Annotated in this window: 24 protein-coding genes; 9 read left to right on the top strand and 15 right to left on the bottom strand. The window is 58.1% G+C overall.

What is annotated here, in order from left to right; translation table 11 throughout:
- Positions 1-120: 120 nt before the first annotated feature.
- The 6 genes from ACI3K0_RS01905 to ACI3K0_RS01880 form a co-directional block, all read right to left on the bottom strand.
- Complete coding sequence (locus tag ACI3K0_RS01905; RefSeq protein WP_183821452.1) at positions 121-1,179, bottom strand: acyltransferase; 1,059 nt, start codon at positions 1,177-1,179, stop codon at positions 121-123.
- Positions 1,180-1,495: 316 nt separating this feature from the next.
- Positions 1,496-2,845, bottom strand: coding sequence for an MFS transporter (locus ACI3K0_RS01900; RefSeq protein WP_183821453.1), 1,350 nt, complete (start codon positions 2,843-2,845; stop codon positions 1,496-1,498).
- Positions 2,846-3,014: 169 nt separating this feature from the next.
- Entirely contained in the window at positions 3,015-4,076 is a 1,062-nt protein-coding gene (locus ACI3K0_RS01895) for an ABC transporter ATP-binding protein (protein WP_183821454.1), read from the bottom strand.
- A gap of 12 nt (positions 4,077-4,088) precedes the next feature.
- Entirely contained in the window at positions 4,089-4,880 is a 792-nt protein-coding gene (locus ACI3K0_RS01890; protein ID WP_183821455.1) for an ABC transporter permease, read from the bottom strand.
- Between the two features lie 11 nt (positions 4,881-4,891).
- Positions 4,892-5,767, bottom strand: coding sequence for an ABC transporter permease subunit (locus ACI3K0_RS01885; RefSeq protein ID WP_148147582.1), 876 nt, complete (start codon positions 5,765-5,767; stop codon positions 4,892-4,894).
- Between the two features lie 65 nt (positions 5,768-5,832).
- On the bottom strand, positions 5,833-6,936 hold the full coding sequence (locus ACI3K0_RS01880; protein ID WP_148147583.1) for an ABC transporter substrate-binding protein: 1,104 nt from the start codon (positions 6,934-6,936) through the stop codon (positions 5,833-5,835).
- Positions 6,937-7,461: 525 nt separating this feature from the next.
- Between ACI3K0_RS01880 and ACI3K0_RS01875 the strand changes: the two genes are divergently transcribed.
- A complete protein-coding gene (locus ACI3K0_RS01875; RefSeq protein ID WP_183821456.1) occupies positions 7,462-8,961 on the top strand; it encodes an amino acid permease in 1,500 nt (499 codons plus the stop codon).
- Between the two features lie 203 nt (positions 8,962-9,164).
- Complete coding sequence (locus tag ACI3K0_RS01870; RefSeq protein ID WP_404944838.1) at positions 9,165-9,881, top strand: AAA family ATPase; 717 nt, start codon at positions 9,165-9,167, stop codon at positions 9,879-9,881.
- 84 nt (positions 9,882-9,965) lie between these two features.
- Here the strand turns inward: ACI3K0_RS01870 and ACI3K0_RS01865 are convergent, their stop codons facing one another.
- On the bottom strand, positions 9,966-11,387 hold the full coding sequence (locus ACI3K0_RS01865) for a L,D-transpeptidase (RefSeq protein WP_183821457.1): 1,422 nt from the start codon (positions 11,385-11,387) through the stop codon (positions 9,966-9,968).
- A 163-nt stretch (positions 11,388-11,550) separates the two neighbouring features.
- On the opposite strand from ACI3K0_RS01865, the gene ACI3K0_RS01860 reads away from it, so the two are divergent.
- The 4 genes from ACI3K0_RS01860 to ACI3K0_RS01845 all read left to right on the top strand — a co-directional run bounded on the left by ACI3K0_RS01860 (position 11,551) and on the right by ACI3K0_RS01845 (position 13,587).
- Positions 11,551-12,390 carry a DUF4432 family protein gene (locus ACI3K0_RS01860; RefSeq protein WP_183821458.1) on the top strand — a complete coding sequence of 280 codons (840 nt, stop codon included), beginning with the start codon at positions 11,551-11,553 and terminating at the stop codon, positions 12,388-12,390.
- Between the two features lie 72 nt (positions 12,391-12,462).
- Positions 12,463-12,801, top strand: coding sequence for a TIGR01244 family sulfur transferase (locus ACI3K0_RS01855; protein ID WP_148147588.1), 339 nt, complete (start codon positions 12,463-12,465; stop codon positions 12,799-12,801).
- Between the two features lie 69 nt (positions 12,802-12,870).
- Positions 12,871-13,212: a RidA family protein gene (locus ACI3K0_RS01850; RefSeq protein WP_112457847.1), complete on the top strand. Its 342-nt coding sequence runs from the start codon at positions 12,871-12,873 to the stop codon at positions 13,210-13,212.
- A 15-nt stretch (positions 13,213-13,227) separates the two neighbouring features.
- Positions 13,228-13,587: a hypothetical protein gene (locus ACI3K0_RS01845; protein WP_183821459.1), complete on the top strand. Its 360-nt coding sequence runs from the start codon at positions 13,228-13,230 to the stop codon at positions 13,585-13,587.
- 92 nt (positions 13,588-13,679) lie between these two features.
- Here the strand turns inward: ACI3K0_RS01845 and ACI3K0_RS01840 are convergent, their stop codons facing one another.
- From ACI3K0_RS01840 to ACI3K0_RS01820, 5 genes are all read right to left on the bottom strand, one after another.
- Positions 13,680-13,802: a hypothetical protein gene (locus ACI3K0_RS01840; protein ID WP_280518259.1), complete on the bottom strand. Its 123-nt coding sequence runs from the start codon at positions 13,800-13,802 to the stop codon at positions 13,680-13,682.
- Positions 13,803-13,867: 65 nt separating this feature from the next.
- Positions 13,868-15,541: a thiamine pyrophosphate-binding protein gene (locus ACI3K0_RS01835; RefSeq protein WP_183821460.1), complete on the bottom strand. Its 1,674-nt coding sequence runs from the start codon at positions 15,539-15,541 to the stop codon at positions 13,868-13,870.
- Entirely contained in the window at positions 15,496-16,737 is a 1,242-nt protein-coding gene (locus ACI3K0_RS01830) for a CaiB/BaiF CoA-transferase family protein (protein WP_183821461.1), read from the bottom strand. Before ACI3K0_RS01830 ends, ACI3K0_RS01835 begins: the two co-directional genes overlap by 46 nt.
- Before the next feature lie 2 nt (positions 16,738-16,739).
- Positions 16,740-17,687: a DMT family transporter gene (locus ACI3K0_RS01825; protein WP_343062216.1), complete on the bottom strand. Its 948-nt coding sequence runs from the start codon at positions 17,685-17,687 to the stop codon at positions 16,740-16,742.
- A gap of 72 nt (positions 17,688-17,759) precedes the next feature.
- Entirely contained in the window at positions 17,760-18,713 is a 954-nt protein-coding gene (locus ACI3K0_RS01820) for an alpha/beta fold hydrolase (RefSeq protein ID WP_404944837.1), read from the bottom strand.
- Between the two features lie 90 nt (positions 18,714-18,803).
- Here ACI3K0_RS01820 and ettA point away from each other — a divergent pair, with 90 nt between their 5' ends.
- The 3 genes from ettA to metF all read left to right on the top strand — a co-directional run bounded on the left by ettA (position 18,804) and on the right by metF (position 22,478).
- A complete protein-coding gene (ettA, locus tag ACI3K0_RS01815; RefSeq protein WP_148147594.1) occupies positions 18,804-20,453 on the top strand; it encodes an energy-dependent translational throttle protein EttA in 1,650 nt (549 codons plus the stop codon).
- Between the two features lie 131 nt (positions 20,454-20,584).
- Entirely contained in the window at positions 20,585-21,580 is a 996-nt protein-coding gene (locus tag ACI3K0_RS01810; RefSeq protein WP_148147595.1) for a metalloregulator ArsR/SmtB family transcription factor, read from the top strand.
- 7 nt (positions 21,581-21,587) lie between these two features.
- Positions 21,588-22,478 (top strand): methylenetetrahydrofolate reductase [NAD(P)H], encoded by an 891-nt coding sequence (gene metF, locus ACI3K0_RS01805; protein ID WP_148147596.1) that lies wholly within the window; start codon positions 21,588-21,590, stop codon positions 22,476-22,478.
- A 424-nt stretch (positions 22,479-22,902) separates the two neighbouring features.
- On the opposite strand, the gene ACI3K0_RS01800 is transcribed toward metF, so the two are convergent.
- The 3 genes from ACI3K0_RS01800 to ACI3K0_RS01790 all read right to left on the bottom strand — a co-directional run bounded on the left by ACI3K0_RS01800 (position 22,903) and on the right by ACI3K0_RS01790 (position 26,073).
- Entirely contained in the window at positions 22,903-23,817 is a 915-nt protein-coding gene (locus ACI3K0_RS01800) for a DMT family transporter (protein WP_183821466.1), read from the bottom strand.
- Positions 23,818-23,912: 95 nt separating this feature from the next.
- A complete protein-coding gene (locus ACI3K0_RS01795) occupies positions 23,913-25,127 on the bottom strand; it encodes a lytic murein transglycosylase (protein WP_404944836.1) in 1,215 nt (404 codons plus the stop codon).
- Positions 25,128-25,290: 163 nt separating this feature from the next.
- A complete protein-coding gene (locus ACI3K0_RS01790) occupies positions 25,291-26,073 on the bottom strand; it encodes a GH25 family lysozyme (protein ID WP_148147676.1) in 783 nt (260 codons plus the stop codon).
- Positions 26,074-26,088: the final 15 nt, after the last annotated feature.

Genomic DNA, 26,088 nt, shown 5'->3' with positions numbered 1-26,088 from the left:
ATCTCTGTTGATTGATCGGCCAAATATGTTCCGTCAGCCATAACAGGCATGGTTGGTGCTGGTTTCGGCTATCGCCGGCACGTCTGCAGTTGTGGCTTTCTGCGCGTGGCTCATAAGCTTTCAGGCAGGGCTTTTTACTGTTGGCGCGTTTGCGCGCCTGAGCGCGGCCATGACGGGCAATTCGATCCTGATTGTGACCAGGTAGCAGATCGCTATTATGATGGGGGCCAGGATTGCCGCTTCCAGCAGGCCTCCCTGCGATTTTGTTATCATGACGAAAATACCGTTCAACCAGCAGAACAGTGGGTAGTGCAGAGTGTAGATCGGATACGAAAGTGTTCCGCTGAACGTGGCGGCTGCTTTCAGTCTTGACGGCAGCTGCTGTTTGGCGCCGAGGACGACAAGTATCGGTGATACGATAATCGTCCAGATCGTCGCATACCGACCCATCGGTATCGGCAGGATGACCAAAAGTGCAGTCATCAAAAGAAGCGCGACGAATAGTCTGCGACCCAAAACGCCAGGGTCCCAATCTTTGGTCAACAGATTGGCGGCCAGAATGCCGACGAAGAACGAGCATATTACCCGCGGGAAACCCAGCCAGAAATTCGCAGTCGTATCACCACCAAAGCCATAATAAAGGCAGGCGCCAGAAAGAGGAATTAGGATGGCGCAGGTGATCAGATAGAACCTTCGAGGGAGCGTGATTAGGAGGGCCGCCCAGGCTATATTCACGAAAATCTCGAAAAACAGCGAGAATTGTGGTCCATTCAAAGGGAATACCTGAGGGCCGCCGATAGAGACGGGCGCATCCATATAGGGCACGGAAATCAACGACAAACTGGCTGCTTCCAGTACCATGGAGATGGTTGGGGCGTCAGATGACAGAAATCCCTTTGCGACGAGATAGCTGGCACTCGCGAATGTCGCGAGCATGATCATTGGCCACAGTCGCAGCACCCTCACTCGCAGAAAGGGCAACAAGTCGGAGGAGGAACCTATTTTGTGCTGGTACGCCACGACCATTACGAAGCCGCTGAGGCAGAAGAAGAAATCGACGGCTATACCGGCATTGGGAAGTAGCCAGGGTATGTTCAACCAATGTGCTAAATGAAATAAAAGAACGCCAGTGGCGGCCATGAAACGCAATGCATCCAAGACTTCATAATGATTTCTCATGGAATTCTCGCGTCTTGCGGTGGTGCTTTTGTATTTTTATTTTATATTTCTATATTATTTTCGCGGTCAATTTAGATGAAGTATATTTTGAGTTTTTTCTGTTGATAATATTCACTGCAGGATGAGCGATCAGAACTTCGTATCTTCCAATGAAGCTGGACGTTATCTGAGCCAGTCATAGTCCAGCCGCGGCCTCTCTTGAGGACGGCGGTGCAGTAGTCTTTTCTGCCAGACTTGGTTTCCGATGATCACATAGAAAAAGCCGGAAAGTTTTGTTTTCCGGCTTTTCCTTTTCATATCGCATTCGGTTTTGCGATCAGGCTTTAGCCAACCGCGCTGTCAGTTCCTCGATGCCGGCTTCGGACTCGACCTTGTCGCCGTGCAGCATAAGGTAAATGCCGATACCGACCGTCAATGCCGCGATGAACAGCAGGTACCAGGCATGCGCCATAGGGTTGATGGCAAGCGCGGTGGTGACACCAATCGGAGTGAGGCCGCCGAATATGGCGTAGGACACGTTGTAGGAGAAGGACAGGCCTGTGAAACGGACGCGGGCCGGGAAAGCACGAACCATAACATAGGGCACTGCGCCAACCAGGCCTACCGCCAGACCCATGACCGCATAAAGCGCGAACATGAGGGTGATCGACGTGGCCGCGAAGCTGTAGAAGGCCCACGTGGCTGCTCCAAAGACGACACCGGCGATCGTGAAGAAACGCCCCGAACCAATGCGATCGACAATGCTGCCGGCCGCTGATGTGGCGAAGATCAAGAAGAGGGTGCCGAAGCTTGTGGCAGCAAGCGATTGCTGGGCGGTGTAGCCGTAGATTTTCTGCAGCAAGGTTGCTGTCATCAGGGTCGTGACGACGATTGCTGCCGACAGGATCCAGGTGAGCAGCATGGAGATGACGACGCCGCGCAGATGGTCACGCAGGACCGTCTTCAGCGGCAGTTCCGGAGCAAGCGCACGGCTGGCCTTCATCTCGGCGAAGATCGGCGTTTCCTGCAGCCAGCGACGCATCCAGACAGAGAGGAGGCCGAAAATGCCGCCGATGAAAAACGGAATGCGCCATGCGCCATCGGCGATCGCTTCCGGCGTGAAGACCGTGTTGATTACGGTTGCAATGGACGAGCCGAGCAGAATGCCGAATGAAAGACCTGATGTCAGAAAGCCGCAGGCAAAGCCGACACGGCGGAAGGGGACGTGTTCGGCCACGAAGGTCCATGCACCTGGAACCTCGCCGCCGATGGCTGCACCTTGCAGGATGCGCATCAACACGAGAAGGATGGGGGCGAGGACGCCGATCGTCGCATAGGTCGGCATGACAGCCATGCCGAGCGTCGACAGCGCCATCAAGAGGATCGAAAAGGCAAAGACCTTTTTGCGGCCGAACATGTCGCCGAAATGGGCAAGCACGATGCCGCCGAGCGGGCGAACGAGATAACCGGCTGCGAAAATACCGAAGGTCTGGATCAGCACCAGCCATTCCGGCATGTCCGGCGGAAAGAACAGTTTGCCGATCACCGTCGCGAAAAAGACGAAGATGATGAAATCATAGAATTCCAGGGCGCCGCCGAGGGCCGCGAGGCCGAGGGTTCTGAAATCCTGAGAGGTAAGACGGCGCGGTGCGGCTCTCGAAGGAGCCGATGAGGTAATCGAAGACATTGTATTCAACTGAAGGTACGGGGTGGGCTCCCGCTCAGGGAGATAGCGCCAACCGGAATGCGGCATGGGAGGCCGCATATCAAGGTTCAAAGGCCGTTTTTCCGGTCATTCCACTAGTATGGCGATGCAGTTTGGCAACAGGACTGATGCCGCCAACGAGCGCCGTTGATCAGTCCTTGATCAATAACAGGTCGCTTGCCGCAAAGCGCAGGGTGACGGTTTCGCCCGGCTGCGGAAGGACCTTGTCCGGGGCGTTGAACATGTCGAAGGAAATCTGGTTGCCCCCGACGCCGAATTTCGTGCGAACGACCGAACCGAGGAAGTGAGACGAGACGACTGTTCCTGTGAGGGCGGTATCGCCTTTGGCGCTTTCTGCCAACGAACCCGCTTCCGGCCGCAGGGCGACGGAGACTTTTTCTCCAGATTTCAGAGCGCCGATAGGCTCGCGTAGAGTGATGACGTTTTCGCCGATACGGATCGTATTGGCAGCCGGGTCGGCTACTGCCGCGTCGATGATATTGAGCGTGCCGACGAATGAGGCGACGAAACGTGTGGAGGGGCGATTGTAGATATCCGATGGCGTGCCGATCTGATCGGCACGGCCGGCATTCATGACGACGATACGATCGGATATGGACAATGCCTCTTCCTGATCGTGCGTGACGAAGACGGTGGTGATGCCAAGCTGGCGCTGAATCTGGCGGATTTCTTCGCGCAGCGATACGCGGATTTTTGCGTCAAGCGCAGAAAGCGGTTCGTCGAGCAGCAAAACCTGGGGTTTGGGAGCCAGCGCCCGCGCAAGGGCCACGCGTTGCTGCTGGCCTCCAGACATCTGATAGGGGTAGCGGTCGGCAAGGTGCTCAAGATGGATGAGCTTCAACATCTCCTTCACCCGCGCCTCTATCTCAGCCTTCGGCTGGCCTGCGACCTTGAGGCCGAAGGCGACGTTGTCGAAAACATTCATGTTGGGGAAGAGCGCGTAAGCCTGGAAAACCATGCCGATATTGCGCTGGCTGGTTTTCAGGCCCGACTGGTTCTTGCCGTTGATGGTTATCGTGCCGTCGCTCGGGGTTTCGAAACCGGCGATCATTCTGAGGATCGTCGTTTTGCCGCAGCCGGACGGGCCGAGAAAGGAGATGAATTCTCCCTTGTCGATCGACATGTTGAAATCCTTGACGACCTGGGTCTGGCCGAAACTCTTCTTGAGACTGTCGAGGACGAGGAAGGACATGGGCGGAATTCCTTAGGCGCGGCGGGCCGGCGCCATCTTGCTGATACGGGAGACGAGCTGAATGAGGCCCATGGAAAGCCAGGTCATGGCGAAGGCGATGACGGCGAGCGCGGACGGCTCGTAAGCCTTGTTGGCGCCGACGAGCTGCAGATATGGACCGAAGGCCGGGCGATTGAGGAGAGCTGCCATGGTGAACTCGCCCATGACGATCGCAAACGTGATGAATGCGCCCGACAGGACACCCGACATGACATTCGGGAAAATGCAGCGGAACAATATGGTTGGCCATTTTGCGCCGAGAATTTCGGCGGCCTCGGTCAGGGTGCGCACGTCGATCGTGCGCATCGCGGTGTCGACCGAGCGATACATGTAGGGCAGCGACAGGGTGATGTAGGACATTACAAGAAGCACGTTGGTGCCGAATGTCGACCCGGTGAACGGGATGTAGGACGAGGAATTGTAGAGGCGCAAGTAACCGAAGACGATGACGATCGCCGGAATGACGAGAGGCATGAGGGTGACAAACTCGACCACCGGGCGCATCTGCGGCAAGCGAAGACGGACCCAATAGGCCGTCGGTACAACAAGCAGCATGCCGAAGGCTATGGTGAACAGCGCCATCAGAATGGAAAAGCCGAAGGTCTGCTGAAACTGGACATCGGAAAAGACCGATCCATAGGCGTCGAAGGAATATTCACCGCGACGCATGCGCAACGAGAATTCAAATGTACCGAGCAGCGGAACGAAAAAGTAGATCACCCCGATAGCGATAGCGAGCCAGGCGAAGAATTTCGTCATCTTCATCTCTGTCGCCCTCACTTCTGCCAGCGTTCGGCGCGCATGCGCAGCCAGATATAGAGAATGTTCGACAGGCCGGTGATGACGATCATGCCAAGCGCCAGCGCATAACCCAGGTTCGGGTTATGCAACACGTCGCCGCGGATCTGCGCATAAAGAAGGATAGGCACGATATTGAGAGAGGAGCCGGTCAATGCATAGGCGGTGGCAATGGCACCGAAAGCATTGGCGAAGAGAAGCAGGCTGGTGCCGAGCAGGCTTGGCCAGAGGATCGGGAAGGCGACCATCCGCCAGTATTGCCAGGTTGACGCGCCGAGAATTTCGGAGGCCTCGCGCCACTCCTTCTTCAGGCCGTCGAGAGCCGGGGTCAGGATCAGAACCATCAGCGGGATCTGGAAGAACATGTAGGTGACGGTCAAACCGACGAAGGACAGGAGATTGAAACCGGTCGAATACAGATTGAAGCCGAACCAGTCGCGCAGGAATACCGTGACGAGGCCGGTGCGGCCGAGCGTGGCAATGAAGGCAAAAGCAAGCGGCACGCCGGCAAAATTCGAGGCGACGCCGGAAAATGTCAAAAGGCCGGAGCGAATCCAGGAGGGCAGGCCGCCGAGCACGATTGCCCAGGCGAGGAAAAAGCCGATCAGCGCGCCGCCGAGCGAAGAGGCAAACGAGACCTTGATCGAAATCCAGTAGGCCGAGAGGATTGTCGGTGTGAAAAGGTCAGCGATATTCTTGAAGGTGAACTGACCGTCCGGCGTGAAAAAAGCTCCCATCACGAGATAAAGCGTCGGAACGATCAGAAACATCAGCGCGAAAATCATGAACGGCGCGATGCCGAGCCAATCGATGACGGTGCGTCTGTCGATGAAGGACGATGATGCCGTTGTCATGAAATAGCGCTTCTGTGGGAGACGAAAGAAAGCCTCCCCGCCGACAGACGGGGAGGCGAGATGCATTACTGAACGTTGGCGCCGACGACCGAATCCCACTTGGTGGTGATGGCGGTCTTGCCTGCGGCCTGTTCGTCGAGAGTCGGGAACTTGGCCTTCTCGTAAGCTGCTGCCGGCGGCAGTGCGTCGAGCATTTCCTTCGGGATCTTGTTGTTCTTCGCAAGATCGTTGAAGCGGATCGGGTGGCAATATCCCTTCAGATAACCGAGCTGGCCTTCGTCGGAATAGATATATTCCATCCACAGCTTGGCTGCGTTCGGGTGCGGTGCGAAGGCCGAGATTGCCTGGACATATACGCCGGCGACAACACCGGTCTCCGGAACGACGACTTCGAGCGGCGGGTTGCCCTTCAGCGTGTCGCGCCAGGAGAGGCCGTTATAGTCCCAGGCGATGACGATCGGGGTGGAGCCCTGAGCGAGCGAGGCGGACTTGCCGATGACAGGCACGAAATTGCCAGCCTTGTTGATCTCCGAGAACAGCTTCAGGCCGGCTTCGCCAGCCTTGGTGGCATCGGTTTCGCCGCCGGCAAGACCGGCTGCGTAGACGGCCTGTACGGCCTGGTTGGAGCCGCGCGGGTCACCTGCGAGCGCAACCGAATTGGCATAGTCGGACTTGGTGAGGTCCTTCCAGTCCTTCGGGACTTCCTTGACGATGTCGGTGTTCACGACGAAGGAGAGAACGCCGTAATAGTCGCCATACCAGTGGCCGTCGGCATCCTTTGCGTCAGCCGGGATAGAATCCCAGGTGGAGACCTTGTAGGGCTGGATCAGGCCTTCGGCCTTGGAAGATGGGCCGAAGGAGAGGCCGACGTCGATGACGTCAGGCGCCTGCGGACCGGTATTGCCCTTGTTGGCCTTGATCGCTTCGATTTCGTCGCCAGAGCTTGCGTCCGGGTTCAGTTCGTTGACTTCGATGCCGTACTTCTTCTTGAAGCCGGCAATGATGTCACCGTAACCGCACCAGCTGTGGGGTAGCGCAATGGTCGTCAGCGAACCTTCCTTCTTGGCGGCTGCGATCAGTTCGGCGCTCGGCTCGGCAAAAGCGAAGCTTGTGGATGCGACGACTGCGGCGGTCGTCAGCGAAAGCAGGCGATGAGCGTTCTTGAGCACGGATGTCCTCCTGAGGTTTGATCGTGTCGGCGGCAACTCGTAGTGCGGTATCGTGAACTGTATGTGACAGTCGATTGCCGGATCATCAGGCCATAAGCTCCAGCTTTCAAAGCATTTTTTTCGCGATCGTCAAAAACGGCGGGGCTGCGGCTGTGGATAACCGGGTCGGGACGTCGTGGATGGAACACGTAAGGCGCAATTTGGCCAGATGCAGGATGAAGTTCCATTTGACGACAACTTGAAAGTGAAGAATGATTGCATCAATCTTTCGTTTACGGTGTCCGGTGGTCCTCTGAATGGCCGCGTCTGCCTCGTGATTTCGGAGGATGATGCATTTCAACAGATCGGTCGAGGGATCGCGACTGGTCTGAAACACGGTAGGGCCATCTGGCAATAACCGAACAAGATCCTCCTGGGAGTCGTCAAAGCTGTGCGGTCCGGACACCGAAATATCGGGTCTTGACGGTCTATGGGCATATCCGGCCGCTGGGGCAGGAGCCCTTTGCTTTGAGCAGGAGAAGGGGAATGGAAAGTTCATCTGCTGGCGTCAGCTACAAGAAGGCTGATGCATCCTATTTCGATAAGCGCGGTCTGTCGCGTTATGCCGGTGTCTGGTCGCTTTGGGCGCTCGGGGTCGGTGCTGTTATTTCCGGGCATTTCTCGGGCTGGAACTTCGGTTTTGCGACCGGCGGCTGGGGTGGCATGCTGGTGGCAGGCATGATCATCGCGGTCATGTATCTCGGCCTGACATTTTCGATCGCGGAAATGAGCCCGGCGCTGCCGCATACTGGGGCGGCCTACTCCTTTGCCCGCACTGCGATGGGGCCGTGGGGCGGATTTCTCACCGGCCTTTGTGAAAACGTTGAATATGTGCTGACGCCGGCGGTCATTGTCACCTTCATCACGGCTTATGTGAACTCGATCCTTGGTCTCGATCCAGCCTATTCACCGCTTCTGTGGATATTGTTCTATGGCGTATTCCTGGCGCTGAATGTTTTCGGCCTGGAACTTTCGTTCAAGGTAACATTGGTTATCACGCTGATTTCTCTGGCTGTGCTGGTGTTCTTCTGGATTAGCGCCATTCCGAACATGGATTTCTCCCGTTGGGCGCTGAATATCGGTGTTGGACCGGATGGCTCGGCGATCGAATTGCCCGAAGGTAACGGCGACTGGTTCCCATTCGGTTTTTCGGGTGTTCTTGCGACGCTGCCCTTTGCCGTGTGGCTGTTTCTTGCCATCGAGCAACTGCCGCTGGCGGCGGAAGAGTCCGTCGATCCGAAGCGTGACATGCCCAAGGGGATCATTCTCGGCATTATTACCCTGATGGTCTCGGCCTTCATGATCGTGCTTCTCAATCCGTCATTGCCGGGTGTCGGGGCCTTCCATCTGGGTTCGGCGCTCGAGCCGCTGCTTGATGGCTTCAAGGCCGTTTATGGTGACAGCGGTGTCGTCATCCTCGGGCTCGTGGCGCTGACCGGCCTGATCGCCAGCTTCCACACGATCCTCTACGCGCAAGGCCGGCAAATCTATTCGCTTTCGCGTGCCGGTTATTTCCCGACTGCGCTCTCAGTTACTCATCCAGTCTACAAAACGCCCTATGTGGCGATGATGGCCGGTGCTGCCGTTGGGCTTGCAGTCATGTTGGTCATCTGGTTCGCGCTGGGCGCGGAGCAGGGCGGGACGGTGATCGGCGCAGTGCTCCTGAACATGGCCGTTTTCGGAGCGATGTTCTCCTACATCATGCAGGGGATCTCCTTCATCATCCTGCGCAAGAAGTTGCCGAATATCGAGCGGCCGTTCCGCTCGCCGCTTGGCATCCCCGGTGCTGCTCTGACAATCGGTATTGCCGTCGTCACGCTGATCTATCAGGTCCAGGATCCGAATTTCTTCAAGGGTGTGGTCTGGGTCGTCGTGTGGTTCGCCGTGGCGATCGCCTATTTCGCCATCGTCGGTCGCCATCGGCTGATTCTCTCCCCGGAGGAAGAGTTTGCCATGGGGCACAAGGAGGCGGCGTCGCTCGCCTGATCAGGAAGGGCAAGAAAACGGGGCGATCGCTGTTTGGTGTCGCCCCGTTGATACCCGAATGCATCAGTTTACGGTGATGCAGCCGTGTCAGGCTGCGAATTAACTGCTGATTAACCATCTTTGGAAAAGATGTAGCTGAGAAGGCCCCATGCTTCGGGGATGCCAGCAGAGCGATGCGGCTCGTCACCTCCAAGGAATGGAAAATGCCAGTCATATCTTTCGCCAATGCCAAGGGCGGAGCCGGGAAAACGACCGCAGCGCTGCTGCTGGCGACCGAGCTTGCCCATCAGGGATTTCGTATCACGATCATAGATGCCGATCCGCAGCGCTGGATCAGCCAGTGGCAGGAGACCTCCGGTGAGGTCCGCAATATCGAGGTGATCTCGGAGGTTACCGTTGCGTCACTTCACTGCCACTTGCGGGAAATGGCCTCCGCTACCGACTATTTCATCATCGACCTTGCAGGCGCGCGCGATGCGTTGGTGACAACGGCGCTCGGGCTTTCTGACCATGTGTTTATCCCGGTGCAGGGTTCGGCGATGGATGCCAAGGGGGCTGCGCAAATCCTCGACCTTCTGGCGATGATGAAGGAGAAGGGCAGGCTGGATATTGCGCATTCGGTCGTATTGACGCGAGTAACGTCGATGGTCACGACCAAGGCGCTGCTTGCCATCAAAGGCTTGCTGGCGGCCAAGGGTGTGAATGTGCTTACAACGCCGATCGGCGAGCGGACCGCTTTCAAGGAGTTGTTTGAGAGCGGCGGTACGCTTTACAGCATGGATCCGTCGAAGGTCAGCAATGTCGAAAAGGCGAAGGATAACGTTCGCGCCTATGCATCTGAAGTTCTGCGGCTGATGCCGACCAGAATGACCCGCACTGCAGTCGCTCAGCTGATCGGGCTCGGCCGGGGCGTCGCCTGATACATCTCCATACACTCTCTGATATGAATATGGCCGGCGAAAGCCGGCCATTGTCGTTCGGGACGTTTGTATGCCTTGGTCTGTTTATTCGACGAACTGGACTGTCGTTCCCGGCTTGACCATCTTTGCAAGCTCGGTCGCATCCCAATTGGTGAGGCGCACGCAGCCGTGGCTGTTGGTCTTGCCGATCTTCGACGGTTCCGGCGTGCCGTGAATGCCGTAAGTGGGCTTGGAAAGTGCAATCCAGACCGTACCGACCGGACCATTCGGACCCGGCGGGATCTGCAGGATCTGAGTGTTGTTGCCCTGGGTGAAGTTGATCTTCGGATTGTAGGTATATCCCGGATCAAGCGCGATACGCTGCACCGTATGGTCGCCTGATGGCGACGGCGTGTCCGAAGATCCGATAGTTGCCGGATAGGCGGCGATCAGATTGCCGTCGGCACCATAAGCGAAGACCTGCTTGCGCCCCTTGTCGGCGATGATGCGCGTCACCTGACCTGTCTTCGGCTGGCCAGGATTGATGACCTTGACGATCGTGCCGGGGATGGTGAAGTCGGCGTTCGGGTTGAGGGCCTTCAGATACCCTTCGTCCATATGAAACTGTTCAGCCAGCTTTTCCGTAACCGAGGTAAATGACATGGCTGGCAGCGCGGCCTTATGGGCGTAGTCTTCCGGAATGGCGGCGACGTATGGACCTGCAGCGTCCGATGCGGTGATCGTATAGTCGACGATCGGCAGTCCACCCGAATAGGTGAGGCGCTGCATGATATCCTCGGAATTGTTAGGATCGAGCGTTTCGCCCGTCATTTCCTGCCAGGCTGCAATCGCCTTGTTGACGTTATCGCCAAGGTGGCCGTCGATAACGCCGGGCGAAATGCCTTCGCGGTCGAGAAATACCTGCAGCGCCGCGATCTCGGCCTGCGGTTTTTTCGTGACCGTGATGACCGGCTTGTTCGGGTGCAGATTATCTGCCGGTGGCATGCTCTGGTTCGGCTCAAGCGATGCTTCTTCCGAATAGCCCTGATCGATGCCCGGCAATTCCTGCTGCTCGAGCGGCATGCGGGTGACTGAGCCGCCGATGGAGCCGGTTACCGATCCCGGCTCTTCCGGGCGATATTGACGATAATCCTGGTATCCGCCCTGATTGTCGTAACGCGAGGTATTGGCTCCTGCCTGACGGCGATTATCATAACCTCGCGGTGCAGGCGGATACTCCTCATAACGCTGCCGATTGCCACCCTGACGCATTTCCGTGGCGATGATATTGCCGTAACGGTCGAGATAGACCCGCCGGCCTGCGCCGTCGCGACTGAGATACATGTCCCGCTGGTTGGGCATGTAGTCGAGGATCGCGCCATCGGGTGCGACCAGAACGGGTCTGTCGGAATATTGCGCGTAACGCGACTGCGCTGCCGCAGGAACGACCGAGATCGCCAGAGCCGCAAGGCTGATGCTGAAAAGGACGGAGCGCTTCACGTTCTCACCGATTATACTGTTGCACATTCATGTAATCGGGAATGTGGGTGCTTGGTTCCCGTTTGCTATGTGCATTGACTGACAAGCTAATTTTGACGCTTGTATGGAAAAATCCCAGTTTGCAATGAATGAATCATTAAATTCCGCTCACCTTGGGTAAACGCGTTGTGAGCATCAGGAGGAAATGTGGATGAAAACCTTTACGGCGGCCCTCGGACCGAAGCTTGAGCTCGACGAGAGCTCTGTTCTGGATATCGGAAAATGCTTTGTTCACGACACTGATATCGCTCCCGGCCGTGCGATCCCCGACGATGGTGATTCGCGTATCGACCATTCGCTGGAAGGGTTTCTGTTTACGTGCGGGCCGGACCATATCCGCCATCCGGAAGCGATTGCCGGCGACGCGGATGGCCGGAAATATCCGCTGCATGGTTCCTATTCTTCCCACCCGGCCGAGATTCTGTTCTGGGATATGCAGGGGGAGGAGGCCGAATGTCGTGCCCGTGTGGCCGTTAAAACGGCGGATGGCGGCGAGGCGCTGCTCGAACGTCATTGGAGGATCGATGGCGCAACCGGCGAAGTCTGCCTGCAGGACAAGGTGACCAATACCGGAACCAAGCCGATGGCGCGAGTGCATATGTACCACATGAATATCGGCGCATGGCTGTTCGATGATGGCGTGCACCTGACCGGCGCCATGCTGGACGGCGGCCAGCTGCGCTGGGATTTCGGACCTGAACCGGGCAGCGTGTTTTGCGTGCCGGCAAACCGTGAGGGCGATGAGTGGGCGGAAGTGGCGCTTGGCCCTATCGCGTCGCTCGGTGGCTCGACATTGAAGGTGCGCTTCAAGACCGACGGCCTGCCTTATCTGCAGGTGTGGAGAAACCAGAAGTCGCCGGCGCATGTGCTTGGAATTGAACCGGTATCGCATCGAATGGCGGGCCGCGAGGAACTGGCCAAGACAGGCGAGTTGCAATGGCTTCAGCCCGGCGAGAGCGCAGACTATGCGCTGCGCTTCGCCTTCGTCTGAGATGCGACTATGTGCCGTTGACGCTCGTCAAGCCACCGCGTAATGCTGGCGCCACAAAAATGGAGGTTGCCCATGGATATCCGCCAGATCAACGACGAGTATTCCGTCTCCGGTCAGATCACCGTTGAGGAACTGGACGAGGTAAAGGCGCTCGGCTTCAAGTCTCTCGTCTGCAATCGTCCTGACGAGGAAGAGCCCGGTCAGCCGCATTATGCGGAAATCGAAGCTCGCGCGAAGGAACTCGGCCTCGAAATCCGTCACATTCCGGTCGGCCGCATGGGCCTGACGCCGGAGGGCGTGACCGAGATGGCCGATGCGCTGGAAGATTTTCAAAAGCCGATGCTCGGCTTTTGCCGGTCCGGCGCGCGCTCGACCGCCATCTACGAACAGGCCCAGCGTTTCAAGGGCTGACCCGTTTTTCGCGCGCGGTGTGACCTTCACTCCGCGCTTTTTCCAAGCTCAGCATTCAGGAGCATTCCCATGAGCATCAAGCGCATCGAGCCCGGCGCCCGCATGAGCGGCGCGGTCGTACACGGCAACACCGTTTATCTCGCCGGCCAGGTTGGCGAAGGCGAAACCGTTACCGACCAGTGCAAGGACGCGCTGGCTGAAGTCGATCGTCTGCTGGCCGCGAGCGGCTCCGACAAGTCGAAGATCCTGCAGACGATCATCTATCTCTCCGACATGTCGACCTTCGGCGAAATGAATGCCGTCTGGGAAGCCTGGATTGATCCGGCCAACCCGCCGGCCCGCGCCACGAGCGAAGCTGCTCTGGCCGCTCCGAAGTACAAGGTCGAGTTCATCGTAACCGCTGCAATCTGATAAAGAGCGCCACGGATGCTGAAAGTACCTCTGCTTACGATTTGCATCGCCAGTAGCCTGCTGGCATCCGTGGCGCACTCTCAAACTCTGCCTTCCGTGCCCCAGGGTTCGGAACTGGATGTTGCCGCTCAAGCCATGATTTATGCGCGGGCTTGCGATATTCGCTACAAGCGTCCGTCGATGGTGTGGGATTCGAAGTCGCTGTTTCTGAAATATGCGCGCGGGACGTCATCCAATCCGCAGGCGGAAACGGAGAAAGCCTTCAAGGCTGCCCAGCGAACAGCAACGCGGGCCTATGCATTGTCCGACAAGCAGATCACTGTCGATTTTTGTACGCGGTTGTCCGCCGTCTTCAAGCGCGAACTCGGCCTCTGATTGCCGACCGCTCGGTAATCGAGCAAGCTCTCTTTATCCCAGAAAATGAAAAAGGGGCCGGAAGATCCAGCCCCTTTTCGTGTATCTGTTAATCATGCTTCGCCCGGCGTCATGCCGAAAAGATAAAAGGCTGCAAGAGCGATTGCGATGAGGAAGATGACGGCCACGAAGGTCGACATGCCTCCCAGTGCTTTTCGTTTTGTTTCATTTGCCATGCCGCATCAACGACATGAACAGACTTTGGTTCCTGACTTTTTGAGCAAATGCTCAAATCTGGGCCTTAGGCTTTGTTGCGGATCTGAGTCAGTGTTTTCGCTGGCGTAATTGCTTCCGGATCGAGCCGGACCTCAATGATTGCCGCTTTGCCGCTTTCACGGGCGCGCAGATAGGCCGGTCCGAAATCCTCTGTCCTTTCGACCAGTTCGCCATGGCCGCCGAAGGCTTTGGCGTAGGCGACGAAATTCGGATTGACCAGATCTGTGCCGCTGACGCGGCCCGGATATTCCCGCTCCTGGTGCATACGGATCGTGCCATAGATGCCGTTATTGACCAGCACGGTGATGATCGGCAGTCCATAGCGGACGGCGGTGATGAACTCCTGCCCATGCATCATGAAGCAGCCATCACCGGCAAAGCAGACGACTTCGCGCTCGGGAAACAGCTGTTTGGCGGCGACCGCTGCCGGCAGGCCATAGCCCATGGAGCCGGAGGTCGGAGCGGACTGGGTGTTGTATTTCTGGAAGCGATGGAAGCGGTGCAGCCAGGTGGCATAGTTTCCTGCGCCATTTGTGAAGATCGCATCGTCGGGGACGTTATCTTCAATCCAGGACATGATCGGCCCCATATGGACCTCGCCGGGACCGGTCTCCGGCGGCGTCGACCATTTGAGATAGGCGTCGTGCATGGCCGACTTTCGCTCGGCCCAAAGCGGCAGGGCCGGAGGTTCGAGGTCCTTGATCGCCGAGACAAATTCTGCCGGGCCGGCGCAGATTGCAAGGTCCGGGCGATACATGCGGCCGATCTCTTCCGGATCAGGGAAGACATGGACGAGCTTTTGGCTCGGGTAGGGAATATCGATCAGCGTGTAGCTGGATGACGGCATTTCCGACATGCGGCTGCCGATCAGGATGAGGAGGTCGCTGTCCTTGACCTCCTTGGCCAGGGACGGATTGATGCCGATGCCGACGTCGCCCGCATAGGAGGGATGAAGGTGGTCGAACAGCATCTGGCGGCGGAAGGAGCAGCCGACCGGCAGCTTGAAGCGGCTGGCGAATTCCTGGAAATCCGCCACTGCCTGCTCATTCCAGCGTGTACCGCCGAGGATGACCATCGGGCGCTGGGATGCTTTCAACAGTTTCTCGAACTCGTCGATCTGCTGTTTTCCGGGATGGCTTTCGACACGCGTATAGGAGCGAGCCTGCGGTGCCTCGACCTCTTCGACCAGCATGTCTTCCGGCAGCGTCAGCACCACCGGACCGGGGCGGCCGGACGTAGCGACGGAAAAAGCGCGGGTGACGAATTCCGGAATGCGGCGGGCATCATCGATCTCGCCGACCCATTTGGCGAATTCGGTGAAGGCACGTCGATATTCAACTTCCTGGAAGGCTTCGCGCTCCTTCATGTCGCGGCCGATCTGGCCGACGAAGAGGATCACGGGGATCGAATCCTGCTTGGCGACATGCAGGCCGGCAGAGGCGTTGGTGGCGCCGGGGCCTCTCGTCACCATGCAGATGCCCGGTTCGCCCGAAAGCCTGCCCCAAGTGTCGGCCATCATTGCTGCGCCGCCTTCCTGGCGGCAGACGAGGACGTCGATACCGCTCTCATAAAGCGCATCGAGCACGGCGAGGTAGCTTTCGCCTGGCACACAGGAAACCCGTTTGACGCCGTTCGCCTTCAGCGCCTCGACGATCAGCTGGCCGCCGGTCCTTTTGGTGGTTTCCCCGTTTCTTTCCATTGACTGCTTTCCTCCTCGATTGCATTCAGTTCTGCCAGAATTTCATCCGTATGCTCGCCAACCTTGGGGCTCGGACGGTGATAGGCAAGCGGTGTCTCGGACAACACGATCGGGCTCCTCACGCCCGGAATGATCGTGCCATCAGCCGCTTCGAGATCGATGCGCAGACCGCGCGCCTTGACCTGCGGGTCTTCGAACATTTCTCCGATCGAGTTGATCGGGCCGACCGGTACGGCATTCTCGCCGCAGGCGGCCAGAAGATCGGCCTTGGACCATTTCGTCGTCTCGGCGGTGAGCAGGCTGCGAACCTCGATGCGGTGGGCGACGCGGGCCTTGTTGGTTGCGTAGCGCTCGTCATCGGCCACATGCTCGATGCCGAGAATGCGGCAGAAGCGGCGGAACTGGCCGTCATTGCCGACTGCGAGGATGATGTGGCCGTCGTGGACTGGGATTACCTCGTAGGGCGATATGTTCGGGTGGGCATTGCCGAGTTTCACCGGCGGGATGCCGGAAATCAGGTAGTTCATGTTCTGGTTGGCGAGAACCGAGGACATGACATCAAGCAGGGCCATGTCCACCTGTTGGCCTTCCCCGGTTTTCATCGCATGGATCAGCGCGCCCTGAATGGCGGTGACGGCATAGATGCCGGTAAAGATGTCGGCGATTGCGACGCCAGCCTTCATTGGCTGGCCGTCCGGTTCGCCGGTGATCGACATGAAGCCGGACATGCCCTGGACAATGTAATCGTAGCCGGCAAGGCTGGCATAGGGGCCGTCCTGACCGAAGCCGGTAATCGAGCAGTAGACGAGTTTCGGATTGACCTTCTTCAGGCTCTCGTAATCAAGGCCGTATTTCTTCAGTCCGCCGAGCTTGAAGTTTTCGATCAGGACATCGGACTGCGCGGCGAGGCGGCGGATGATCGCCTGTCCTTCTTCCGTCTTCAGGTCTACGGCGATCGAGCGCTTGCCGCGATTGGTGGAATGGTAATAGGCGGCTGACAGGTTTTCGCCATCGGCGCTTTCGACGAACGGAGGTCCCCAGACGCGGGTATCGTCGCCGCCTTCCGGGTTTTCGACCTTGATGACGTCCGCCCCCATATCCGCCAGCATCTGGCCTGCCCAGGGGCCGGCAAGGACGCGGGCGAGTTCGAGGACGCGGATGCCGGCAAGCGGCGGCTTTTTGGAGGCGATGTCCATGGTCAGGGGGCTACCGATGTCGTTTCGCTTGTGGTGACGGGTCTGATCGAGGCGACGCGGCGTTCGCGCCAGATGATGTAGAGGCCGGAGCCGATGATGATCGAGATACCGAGCCATTTGATCGGATCCGGAAAATCACCGAAGACCAGCCAGCCGAAAAGTGTGGCAGAGACAATCTCGAAATACTGGATCGGGGCGAGCACGGAGGCGGGGGCGGCCCGATAGGCGTAAACGCTCAGCAGACCAGAAAGGGCGGCGAAAACGCCAACGCCAGCCATCCACATGAAGGTGGTGATGCCGGGCAGCGAGGGTGCAAGGAAGCCGATATCGGCAGCGTCTCCGACGAAAAGCAGGACGGCGCAGATCGGGATACCCCAGAGCGCCATCTGGAACTGCATCGCGAAGGGTTCCTCCCGATGCGCCAATGCGCGTGTCATCATGGCAAAGATGGCGACGCAGAAGGCGGTGACGACCGGCAGGAGTGCGACATAACCAATCTCCTGAAAGCTCGGGCGAATGACGATCATTGCGCCTATGAACCCGACGCCACAGGCGGTGTAACGGCGCCAACCCACGGTTTCTTTCAGGAAGATGCTCGACAGGATGGTGAGAATGATAGGCTCGACAAAGAAGATCGCGATCGCGTCTGCGACCGGCATGACTGCCAGCGTGGCGACGAAGCAGACCATGGATATGGTGATCACTCCGGCCCGGATCGCGTGATAAAAACTCATGCGCCAGGAAAAGGAGCGCCACGACCCTGCCCAGAGCACGAATGGTAGCATGCACAGGCCTTGAAAGACGAAGCGGGCCGCGGTGATCATGGTCGGGGAGGCGGTGGTGGTCGCAAGCTTGGAAAACACGTCGATCAGCGGCGCGACCAACATGGCCAGGATCATCAGGCCGAGGCCGGTGGTGATGCTGGCGGTGTGCGCTATTGGGCGTGACATGGCAGGTGATGCACTCATGATTTCGATATAATGGACTGCGACATTCTGCGCACATGAAGAAAAGTCATGAACTCATTCCGCAGCTGTTCTGATTGGCTGGATTATACGGGTAGCCCAATCGGCAAATTCGGCCGTGGCTTCGGTGCGCATCGTGTCGTTGAGAGTTTCGTGGCGGGCATTGGGCCAAAAGCGCGTCATGACATTGTTGAAGCCATGTTTGCGTAGGTGACCTGAAAGCCAAAGGATGGCCCGGCCTTTATCTGTTGCGGGATCCTCTCCGCCACCGAGCAGATGAATGGGCAGGTCTTTTGGCAACCGATCGACGAGTTTCGGGGCGCGGAAGGTCATCTCGAAAAGGTCGAGCCAGAGCGAGACGCTGGCGTCGAAACCGCAGAGCGGATCGGCGACATAGGCGTCGACTTCCGCCGGATCGTGGCTCAGCCAGTCGAAGGCCGTGCGGTGGCCGGGGATGCTGTCACCCCATGCGCCGAAGGTGAGGCGAGGGAGCATGCCGCTCGGCGTGTCCGATCCTTTTAGCGCGCGCTCTGCAAGTAGAAGCCCTTGAGCAGCGCGGCCGGCCATGCCCGGATTGAAGTTGGAATTCCAGATGGCGATACCGGCGAAATCGCGAGGGTGATCGACTGCGGCGTTGAGCGCGATCAGGCCACCCATGGAGTGGCCGAACAGGATGACGGGCAGGTCGGGGTGATCGGCGAGGGCTCGGGTGCGCACGGCCATCAGGTCGTCAATGACGAGGCGTATGCCGTCCTTCGATGCGAAACGACCGATCGGTGCGTCAGGCGCAACCGTCCTGCCATGACCGCGATGGTCCCAAGCGTAAACGTGAAAACCGTTCCGCGCCATCGCCTCGGCAAAGGAACGGTAACGTGTCGAATGCTCCGCCAAACCATGGGAGATCAGCAGTATCGCCTTTGCGTCGCCTTGGGCGGTGGCGTGGCGATAGGCGATCCCGGCACCCGTCGGGCTGGGGAAAGTGTGCGTTTCCCACCCAAAATCCAAGCTCATTTCAAAACCTCCCCCGCTCTTCGCATTGCCCCGAGGCGCGTCTTCGCCTACATAGCGGCAAAACCTCTTTCCCCCGGAGCTTAATTATCGATGGCACGTCAGTTCATCTATCACATGTCGGGACTGAACAAGTCCTATGGCGCCAAGAAGATCCTTGAGAACGTCAACCTGTCCTTCTATCCCGACGCCAAGATCGGTATTCTCGGCCCGAACGGTGCCGGTAAGTCGACGGTTCTGCGCATCATTGCCGGTCAGGACAAGGAATATACCGGTGAAGCCTGGCTCGCCGAAGGTGCGACCGTCGGTTACCTGGAGCAGGAGCCGAAGCTCGATCCCAACAAGACCGCGTTCGAAAACGTCATGGAAGGCGTGGCCGACAAGCAGGCCGTGCTGGACCGCTACAACGAACTGATGATGAACTATTCCGACGAGACGGCGGACGAGGGTGCCAAGCTCCAGGACATCATCGACAGCCAGAACCTCTGGGACCTCGAACAGCAGGTCGAGATGGCGATGGAAGCGCTGCGCTGCCCGCCGAAGGACGCCGCCGTCGACAACCTGTCGGGTGGTGAACGCCGCCGTATCGCGCTCTGCCGCCTGCTGTTGTCGCAGCCGGACCTGCTGCTGCTCGACGAACCGACCAACCATCTCGACGCCGAAACGATCGCATGGCTTGAAAAGCACCTGCGTGACTATCCGGGCGCCGTGATGATGATTACCCACGACCGCTACTTCCTCGACAATGTTACCGGCTGGATCCTCGAGCTCGACCGTGGTCGTGGCATCCCGTACGAAGGCAACTATTCCGCCTACCTGACCGCCAAGGCCAAGCGCATGCAGCAGGAAGCTCGCGAAGAGGCTGGTCGCCAGAAGGCGTTGTCGCGCGAACAGGAATGGATCGCATCCAGCCCGAAGGCTCGTCAGGCCAAGTCGAAGGCCCGTATCAAGTCTTACGAACAGCTGGTCGATGCGGCTGAAAACATTCGGCCGACCGATGCGCAGATCATCATTCCGGTCTCCGAGCGTCTCGGCAACGTGGTCATTGAACTGGAAGGCATCAAGAAGGGCTTTGACGGCCGCACGCTGATCAACGACCTGTCGCTGAAGCTGCCGCCGGGCGGTATCGTCGGCATTATCGGCCCGAACGGCGCCGGCAAGTCGACGCTGTTCAAGATGATCACAGGCCAGGAAACTCCGGACGAGGGATCCATCCGTATCGGTGAAACCGTTCATCTCGGTTATGTCGACCAGAGCCGTGATGCTCTCGACGGCAACAAGACCGTTTGGGAAGAAATTTCCGGTGGCGCGGAAGTCATCAAGCTCGGCAAGTTCGACATGAACTCCCGTGCTTATTGCGGCGCGTTCAACTTCAAGGGTGGCGACCAGCAGCAGAAAGTCGGCAATCTCTCGGGTGGTCAGCGCAACCGCGTTCACCTTGCCAAGATGCTGAAGGCCGGCGGTAACGTTCTTCTCCTCGACGAACCGACCAACGACCTCGATACGGAAACGCTTGGCGCTCTTGAAAGTGCGCTGGAAGCCTTTGCCGGCTGCGCTATCATCATCAGCCACGATCGCATGTTCCTCGACCGTCTGGCCACGCATATCCTTGCCTTCGAAGGTGACGGTCATGTCGAGTGGTTCGAAGGCAACTTCGAAGACTACGAACAGGACAAGGTTCGTCGACTTGGTCCTGATGCGCTGAACCCGGGCAGCCAGGCCTACAAGCGCCTGACGCGCTAAGGCGCTTCAGTCACTCCCGTGAATTCAAAGGGCGGCTTTGCCGCCCTTTTTGCAAACGCCAGACGGCGGCTTGCATCCTCTCTGCATTCGATATAAAGATATCTTTATATCTTGATTGCCGGGAAACGCGTATGTCGCTAGCACTCGATACTTTGGTTGACGTTTTGAAGACGGTCGGGGAGCCGACACGCTTCCGGCTGCTCGCTTTGTTGGCAAAGGGCGACCTGACGGTAACCGACCTGACCGAAATTCTCGGGCAGTCGCAACCGCGTATCTCCCGCCACTTGAAGCTTCTCAACGAAGACGCGTTGATCGACCGCTATCAGGAAGGAGCCTGGGCTTACTTCCGCCTGACGCAGGACGGTCCGGCTGCTGCTCTGGTCAAGACTTTGCTTGCTGCTTCGGCCAATGATGACCCTGTTCTGGTTCGCGATGGCGAACGGCTTTCTGCCGTCAAGCATCAACGGGCTGAACGTGCCCAGGCCTATTTCAGCCGCAACGCTTCTGAATGGGATGAACTTCGCCGTCTCCATGCAAGCGATTCGGCTGTCGAGCAGGCGCTTTTACGGCTGGTCGGTCCTTCCCCCATCGATTCCCTGCTCGATCTTGGAACGGGCACGGGGTGGATACTGAAACTGCTTGCTCCTCATTACCGCCGTGCGATTGGCGTCGATGCAAGCCGCGATATGTTGGCGGTCGCGCGCGCCAACCTGGACAAGGCCGGCATATTGAAAGCGTCCGTGCGTCATGCGGATATTCTCAACCTATCGCTTGATGGACAGGATTTCGACCTCGTCACGATTCACCAGGTACTGCATTTCCTCGACCAGCCTGAACTTGCGATCGCAGAGGCAGCCCGTATCCTGCGGCCAGGCGGCAGGTTGCTGATCGTTGACCTTGCACCACACAAGCTTGAACATTTGCGCGAAGAGCATGCCCATGTACGCCTTGGCTTCTCACATGAGGCTATTGGCGACTGGTTGGAAAAGACCGGGCTCGATATCGAAAAAGCCATCGATATTGCGCCCGAACAAGATGACGGTCTCACTGTCACGATATGGCTGGCAAAGGATCGCCGTCTCCTGATGGCCGATGCTGAGCCAGCGGAAGCAATTTCGGTATTTTAGGAAGAATATGATGAACGAGACCACGACACGCCCGCGATTCGATATTTCTTTCGAATTCTTCCCGCCGAAATCCGAGGAGATGGAGGCGCAGTTGTTCGAGACCGTCGATCGTCTGGCGCTCTTTCAGCCGGAATTCGTCACCGTGACCTATGGGGCAGGTGGCTCCACAAAAGAGCCTACGCTCTCAGCTGTCACCGGGATCATCGACAAGACCAACCTGGCGACTGCCGCACACCTGACCTGCGTTGATGCTTCCAAGGATGAAGTACGCTCGGTCGTCGAGGAATATCGCGCTGCAGGAGTGCGCAGGATCGTTGCGCTCAGAGGTGATCCGACCGCTGGCATCGGTACAACCTATCTGCCGCATGCAGACGGCTTTCAGCGGACGGCGGATCTGGTGCAGGCGTTGGCGGAATACGGCGATTTCGACATTTCCGTTTCAGCCTATCCGGAAAAGCATCCCGAAAGCCGCAATATGGCTGCGGATATCTCGGTCTTGAAGCAGAAGGCCGATGCCGGCGCTCACCGTGCGCTCACCCAATTCTTCTTCGATAATGAGGTCTTCTTCCGCTACATGGATGAGGTTGCTGCAGCCGGTGTTACCATTCCGGTCATTCCCGGCATCATGCCCATCCAGAACCTGACGCAGCTCAAGCGCTTTTCGAAACGCTGCGGCGCGACCATTCCCGGTTTTCTCGATGAGCGGTTCGAGGGGCTGGACGACAACCCGGATGATCGGGCCAAGGTCGCCGCCGAAGTCGCCGCCGAACAGATCGAAGAACTCGGCCGCAATGGTTTCAACCACATTCATCTCTACACGATGAACCGTTCGCCGCTCGTTTCCGCTGTGCTGGATAATATCGGCTACAAGCCGGGAATGCGTAAGGCTGCGGCTTGAAGCTTGGACTGGAATAAATGAAAGGCGCATGTTCCGGGGAACATGCGCCTTTCGAAATTCAGGTCCATATCAAACGTTCATGGATGCAAGATACGACCGGTAGTCTTTTGGCCTAGATGAAGAGCATCGAGGCTATGAATGCAAATGCAGCACCGACTACCAGGAGATTGAGGGGGTATGTACGTCCCATGTCTGCCTCCTTGCGTTGACGGTCCGATTTTATGTCGGTTCCGTGTCAAATGGAAAGCGGAATTTTGTGCTGCGACGCAGTGATCAAGCCGCGTTAGGATTTTGTTATCAATCTATCTTTTTGATAATAAATGAAATAATAGAATTTAACGAAGCTTTCCTATGCGTTAAATTCATCTATTTGTCTGTTAATGAACGTTATTTTCCGTGAGTGGAAAGGCTCTTTTGCACCGCTTCAAACAGTCTTTTTGCGCATGCGAAGGATTCGTCCGTCGAGCAGAACGAGGCCGAAACCGATTACTGCCATTCCAGCCAGGTCGGTCATCGCGAGGCGTTCTCCGAGGAAGATGGCTCCCAGCAGAATAGCGCTCGGCGGCACCAGCAGAGTGACAAGCGAAGTATTGGTTGCCCCCGCGATCGAGAGGATCCTGAAGAAGATCAGGTAGCCAAGTGCGGTCGAAAGAAGAGCCAGCGCGATGATGGCCGCGATCGTGTGAGTGGAGGGTGTCGCCAGCGTCCAGGGCTGGTCGGCAATCAGCGAGATCGGCAGCATGATGAGGCTGGAGGCAGTCAGCTGGCCGGCGGCCGTCACCGGGGCTGGAATGCCGCGAAAACGCTTGCCATAGGTTCCGGCTAAGCCATAGGAGATCGCCGCCATGACTGGAAGGATGAGTGCCCAGAGCGGGGCGGCGCTGGCTGTCATCGCACTCGGGCCGATCAGGATGCAGGTGCCGGCAAGGCCTGCGGCGCAGCCGGCAAGCTTGGCACCGGTAAGCTTTTCGTCCGAGGTCCACTGATTGGCAATGATCACCGTCCAGATCGGCGTGGTGGCGTTGAGGATGGAGGCGAGGCCCGCGCCGATCTCGGTCTGGCCGAAGAAGATCAGCGTATGGGGCAGGGCGTTGTTGATCAAGCCGAGGATAAGGAACGAGCGCCAGTGCTGTTTCAGGATCGAATAAGTGCCGAAGCGTCCATGCAAATAGATGTGCAGCGCGAGAGCAGCGATGCCGAGGCGCAGCAGAACCAGCGTGAAGGGCGGCACTTCATGGACCGCGATGCGGGCAAAGAAGAAGGAACCACCCCAGAGAAGACCGAGAAGGAAGAGCAGGGCCCAGGCGAGTGGGGTCAATCGAGGTGTCGCTGATGTCATCCGGATGCTCTTCTCGCGCTGATTGAGATGCAGAAGATAAAACGGGCGGCGATCAGATCGCCACCCGTTTCGTGTCATGGGGTCAATTTCTTACCTTAAAGCGCCTGAAGCAGGGCCTGCGTCGGCCAGCCATCGGCAGGCATGCCGAGGCGCGCCTGTTCCTTCTGGACCGCCTGACGCGTACCGGAGCCGAGAATGCCATCGATCTTGCCGACATCGTGGCCGTGAGCATCAAGCTTGGTCTGCAGCTGCTTCATGGCCTCTACGTCGAGGCCCTGTTCCGGAGTTGTCTTCTGGTAGGGCGGTGCGCCGGTCAGACGAGTGGCGAAATAGGCGGCGGAGGTCGTGTAGATGAACGACTGATTCCACTGCAGGTAGATGCCGAAATTCGGGTAAGTAAGGAAGGCCGGTCCCTTGCGGCCCTGGGGCAGTATGAGAGCTGCCGGCAGGTTGCCGAATTTCGTGTCACCATCACGCGGGGTGACACCGTAGGAGAACCACTCGCTGGCCGGGATTTCGTTGCCGAGGCCGGATTTCTCGAAGGGCAGATTTTCCGGCAACGTGACTTCCTGGATCCAGGGCTCGCCCTTCTTCCATCCCATGCTCTGGATGAATTTCGCGGCCGTCAGAACCGCATCCGGTGCGCTGCCCTTGACGTCGATATGGCCGCTGTTGTCGCCATCGACGCCTTGAGCGATGATGTCTTCCGGTAGCATCTGGACCTGGCCAATCTCACCAGCCCATGCACCGGTATTGGTCGACGGGTTGAGGTCGCCGTGCTGCACCATCTCGATCAGGGCGATCAGCTGCGGGCGGAAGAGTTCCGGGCGGCGGCAGTCATGGGAGAGCGTGACGAGCGCGTTGCGAGTGTTGAAATCGCCCTGGACGGCGCCGAAGTCGGTTTCCATCCCCCAGAAGGCGGTGATCACGCCTGCGGGCACGCCGAACTCGTTTTCCGCACGTGAGAAAACATCGGCGAGCTGCTTGAGTTTCTGGCGGCCGATATCGAGGCGAGCCTGGCTGACCGTGCGCTGAGAAAACTCAAGAAAAGTCTGACGGAAAACGCCCTGGGCGCGGTCACGGCTCAGAACCTTCTGGTCGATCTGCGCGCCAGCGAGGGCTTCGTCCACCGCCGAGGCCGGAATGCCCTTGGAGATTGCTTCCTGCTTCACGCCCGCGAGAAACGCGGTCAGGTCGCCACCGCAGGCAGGGGCGGGTGACGTGGAAGGCGTCTGGGCGAATGCGGGGGCGGTCAGCCCTCCGGCAATAAGGGCTGCAAGAACAAAGCTACGGCTGTCGAGAAATGACATAGGGCGATCCTGGCGATCTGTGGCGTGTACGGGGATGATCAATGTAGAAATATGTGCCGCACGTACCCGTGAGCGCGGCGGCAGCCGGCTATTTAGCGCAGTCGCATTCACATTGCCAGTGATAGGTATGGAGACAGCGCTACGATCTCACCGGGACTGACAGTCAGTCGTTTGCAGCGGCGACCCAGGTGTTCCAGTTTCTTGCGCTGCCGGAAAAGACGTTGATGTCCGTTTCACCCCTTATGCCCGGTACGACGCCGGTAGCGGTATATTGCCAGAAGGCCCATTTGCGACCGGTATAGATTTCGCCTGGATGCGCTGCCACCGAGCGGACCCAGAAGTGATAGTCGTTGAATGCGCCGACGAGGTTGTCGCGGTGGAAATCGACCGATGTGTAGATGATCGGTTTGCGGCCATAATGGGCTTCGATACGGGCCATGAAGCGCCGCATCACGTCACGCACCGTTGCTGCATCCGGCCTCAGCTTGCAGGTCGGCGAGGCGGGGTTCCATTCCATGTCCAGAACCGGCGGAAGCATGTTGGCTTCCTTTGGTACATTGGCAATGAACCAGTCGGCCTGATCTTCCGGTGTCGAACAGAAATAGTAGAAATGATAGGCGGAATGCGGGATGCCGGCGCGTGCAGCACCTTGCCAATGGGTTCTGAACGCCGGATCGATGCGGTCCTTGCCTTCGGTTCCCTTGATGAAGACGAAGGCGACGTCGGATTTCCTGACTGTCTGCCAGTCGATGTCCGTGCCGTTCCATTTCGACAGGTCGATGCCGTGGACTTCGTGCCGACCGGGGTGATCGCGGCCGAAATTCTGCGGGTCATTGTCCTTGAACTTCGTGCCGCTGATCGAGGCCGTGTCCATGAGGTCGCTGGTGGACGTGCAGGAACTGGCCAGCACGGCGGTCAGAAGAAGGGCGAGAAGCGTGCGCGGCATAAGGAATCCGGTCTG

Origin of the sequence: Rhizobium sp. ZW T2_16, assembly GCF_044987325.1 — a bacterium.
GTDB classification, from domain to species: domain Bacteria; phylum Pseudomonadota; class Alphaproteobacteria; order Rhizobiales; family Rhizobiaceae; genus Neorhizobium; species Neorhizobium cellulosilyticum.
Note: the sequence above shows the minus strand (reverse complement) of the source record. Positions and strands in the feature narration are given on the sequence as shown.

Coding starts and splice junctions, on each gene's coding strand:
- ACI3K0_RS01855 (WP_148147588.1), top strand. CDS start 12,463: ATGGATATCCGCCAGATCAACGACGAGTATTCCGTCTCCGGTCAGATC.
- ACI3K0_RS01800 (WP_183821466.1), bottom strand. CDS start 23,817: ATGACATCAGCGACACCTCGATTGACCCCACTCGCCTGGGCCCTGCTC.
- ettA (WP_148147594.1), top strand. CDS start 18,804: ATGGCACGTCAGTTCATCTATCACATGTCGGGACTGAACAAGTCCTAT.
- ACI3K0_RS01825 (WP_343062216.1), bottom strand. CDS start 17,687: ATGTCACGCCCAATAGCGCACACCGCCAGCATCACCACCGGCCTCGGC.
- ACI3K0_RS01810 (WP_148147595.1), top strand. CDS start 20,585: ATGTCGCTAGCACTCGATACTTTGGTTGACGTTTTGAAGACGGTCGGG.
- ACI3K0_RS01905 (WP_183821452.1), bottom strand. CDS start 1,179: ATGAGAAATCATTATGAAGTCTTGGATGCATTGCGTTTCATGGCCGCC.
- metF (WP_148147596.1), top strand. CDS start 21,588: ATGATGAACGAGACCACGACACGCCCGCGATTCGATATTTCTTTCGAA.
- ACI3K0_RS01875 (WP_183821456.1), top strand. CDS start 7,462: ATGGAAAGTTCATCTGCTGGCGTCAGCTACAAGAAGGCTGATGCATCC.
- ACI3K0_RS01835 (WP_183821460.1), bottom strand. CDS start 15,541: ATGGAAAGAAACGGGGAAACCACCAAAAGGACCGGCGGCCAGCTGATC.
- ACI3K0_RS01790 (WP_148147676.1), bottom strand. CDS start 26,073: ATGCCGCGCACGCTTCTCGCCCTTCTTCTGACCGCCGTGCTGGCCAGT.
- ACI3K0_RS01820 (WP_404944837.1), bottom strand. CDS start 18,713: ATGAGCTTGGATTTTGGGTGGGAAACGCACACTTTCCCCAGCCCGACG.
- ACI3K0_RS01795 (WP_404944836.1), bottom strand. CDS start 25,127: ATGTCATTTCTCGACAGCCGTAGCTTTGTTCTTGCAGCCCTTATTGCC.
- ACI3K0_RS01860 (WP_183821458.1), top strand. CDS start 11,551: ATGAAAACCTTTACGGCGGCCCTCGGACCGAAGCTTGAGCTCGACGAG.
- ACI3K0_RS01845 (WP_183821459.1), top strand. CDS start 13,228: ATGCTGAAAGTACCTCTGCTTACGATTTGCATCGCCAGTAGCCTGCTG.
- ACI3K0_RS01895 (WP_183821454.1), bottom strand. CDS start 4,076: ATGTCCTTCCTCGTCCTCGACAGTCTCAAGAAGAGTTTCGGCCAGACC.
- ACI3K0_RS01870 (WP_404944838.1), top strand. CDS start 9,165: ATGCCAGTCATATCTTTCGCCAATGCCAAGGGCGGAGCCGGGAAAACG.
- ACI3K0_RS01885 (WP_148147582.1), bottom strand. CDS start 5,767: ATGACAACGGCATCATCGTCCTTCATCGACAGACGCACCGTCATCGAT.
- ACI3K0_RS01900 (WP_183821453.1), bottom strand. CDS start 2,845: ATGTCTTCGATTACCTCATCGGCTCCTTCGAGAGCCGCACCGCGCCGT.
- ACI3K0_RS01865 (WP_183821457.1), bottom strand. CDS start 11,387: ATGTGCAACAGTATAATCGGTGAGAACGTGAAGCGCTCCGTCCTTTTC.
- ACI3K0_RS01850 (WP_112457847.1), top strand. CDS start 12,871: ATGAGCATCAAGCGCATCGAGCCCGGCGCCCGCATGAGCGGCGCGGTC.
- ACI3K0_RS01830 (WP_183821461.1), bottom strand. CDS start 16,737: ATGGACATCGCCTCCAAAAAGCCGCCGCTTGCCGGCATCCGCGTCCTC.
- ACI3K0_RS01840 (WP_280518259.1), bottom strand. CDS start 13,802: ATGGCAAATGAAACAAAACGAAAAGCACTGGGAGGCATGTCGACCTTC.
- ACI3K0_RS01890 (WP_183821455.1), bottom strand. CDS start 4,880: ATGAAGATGACGAAATTCTTCGCCTGGCTCGCTATCGCTATCGGGGTG.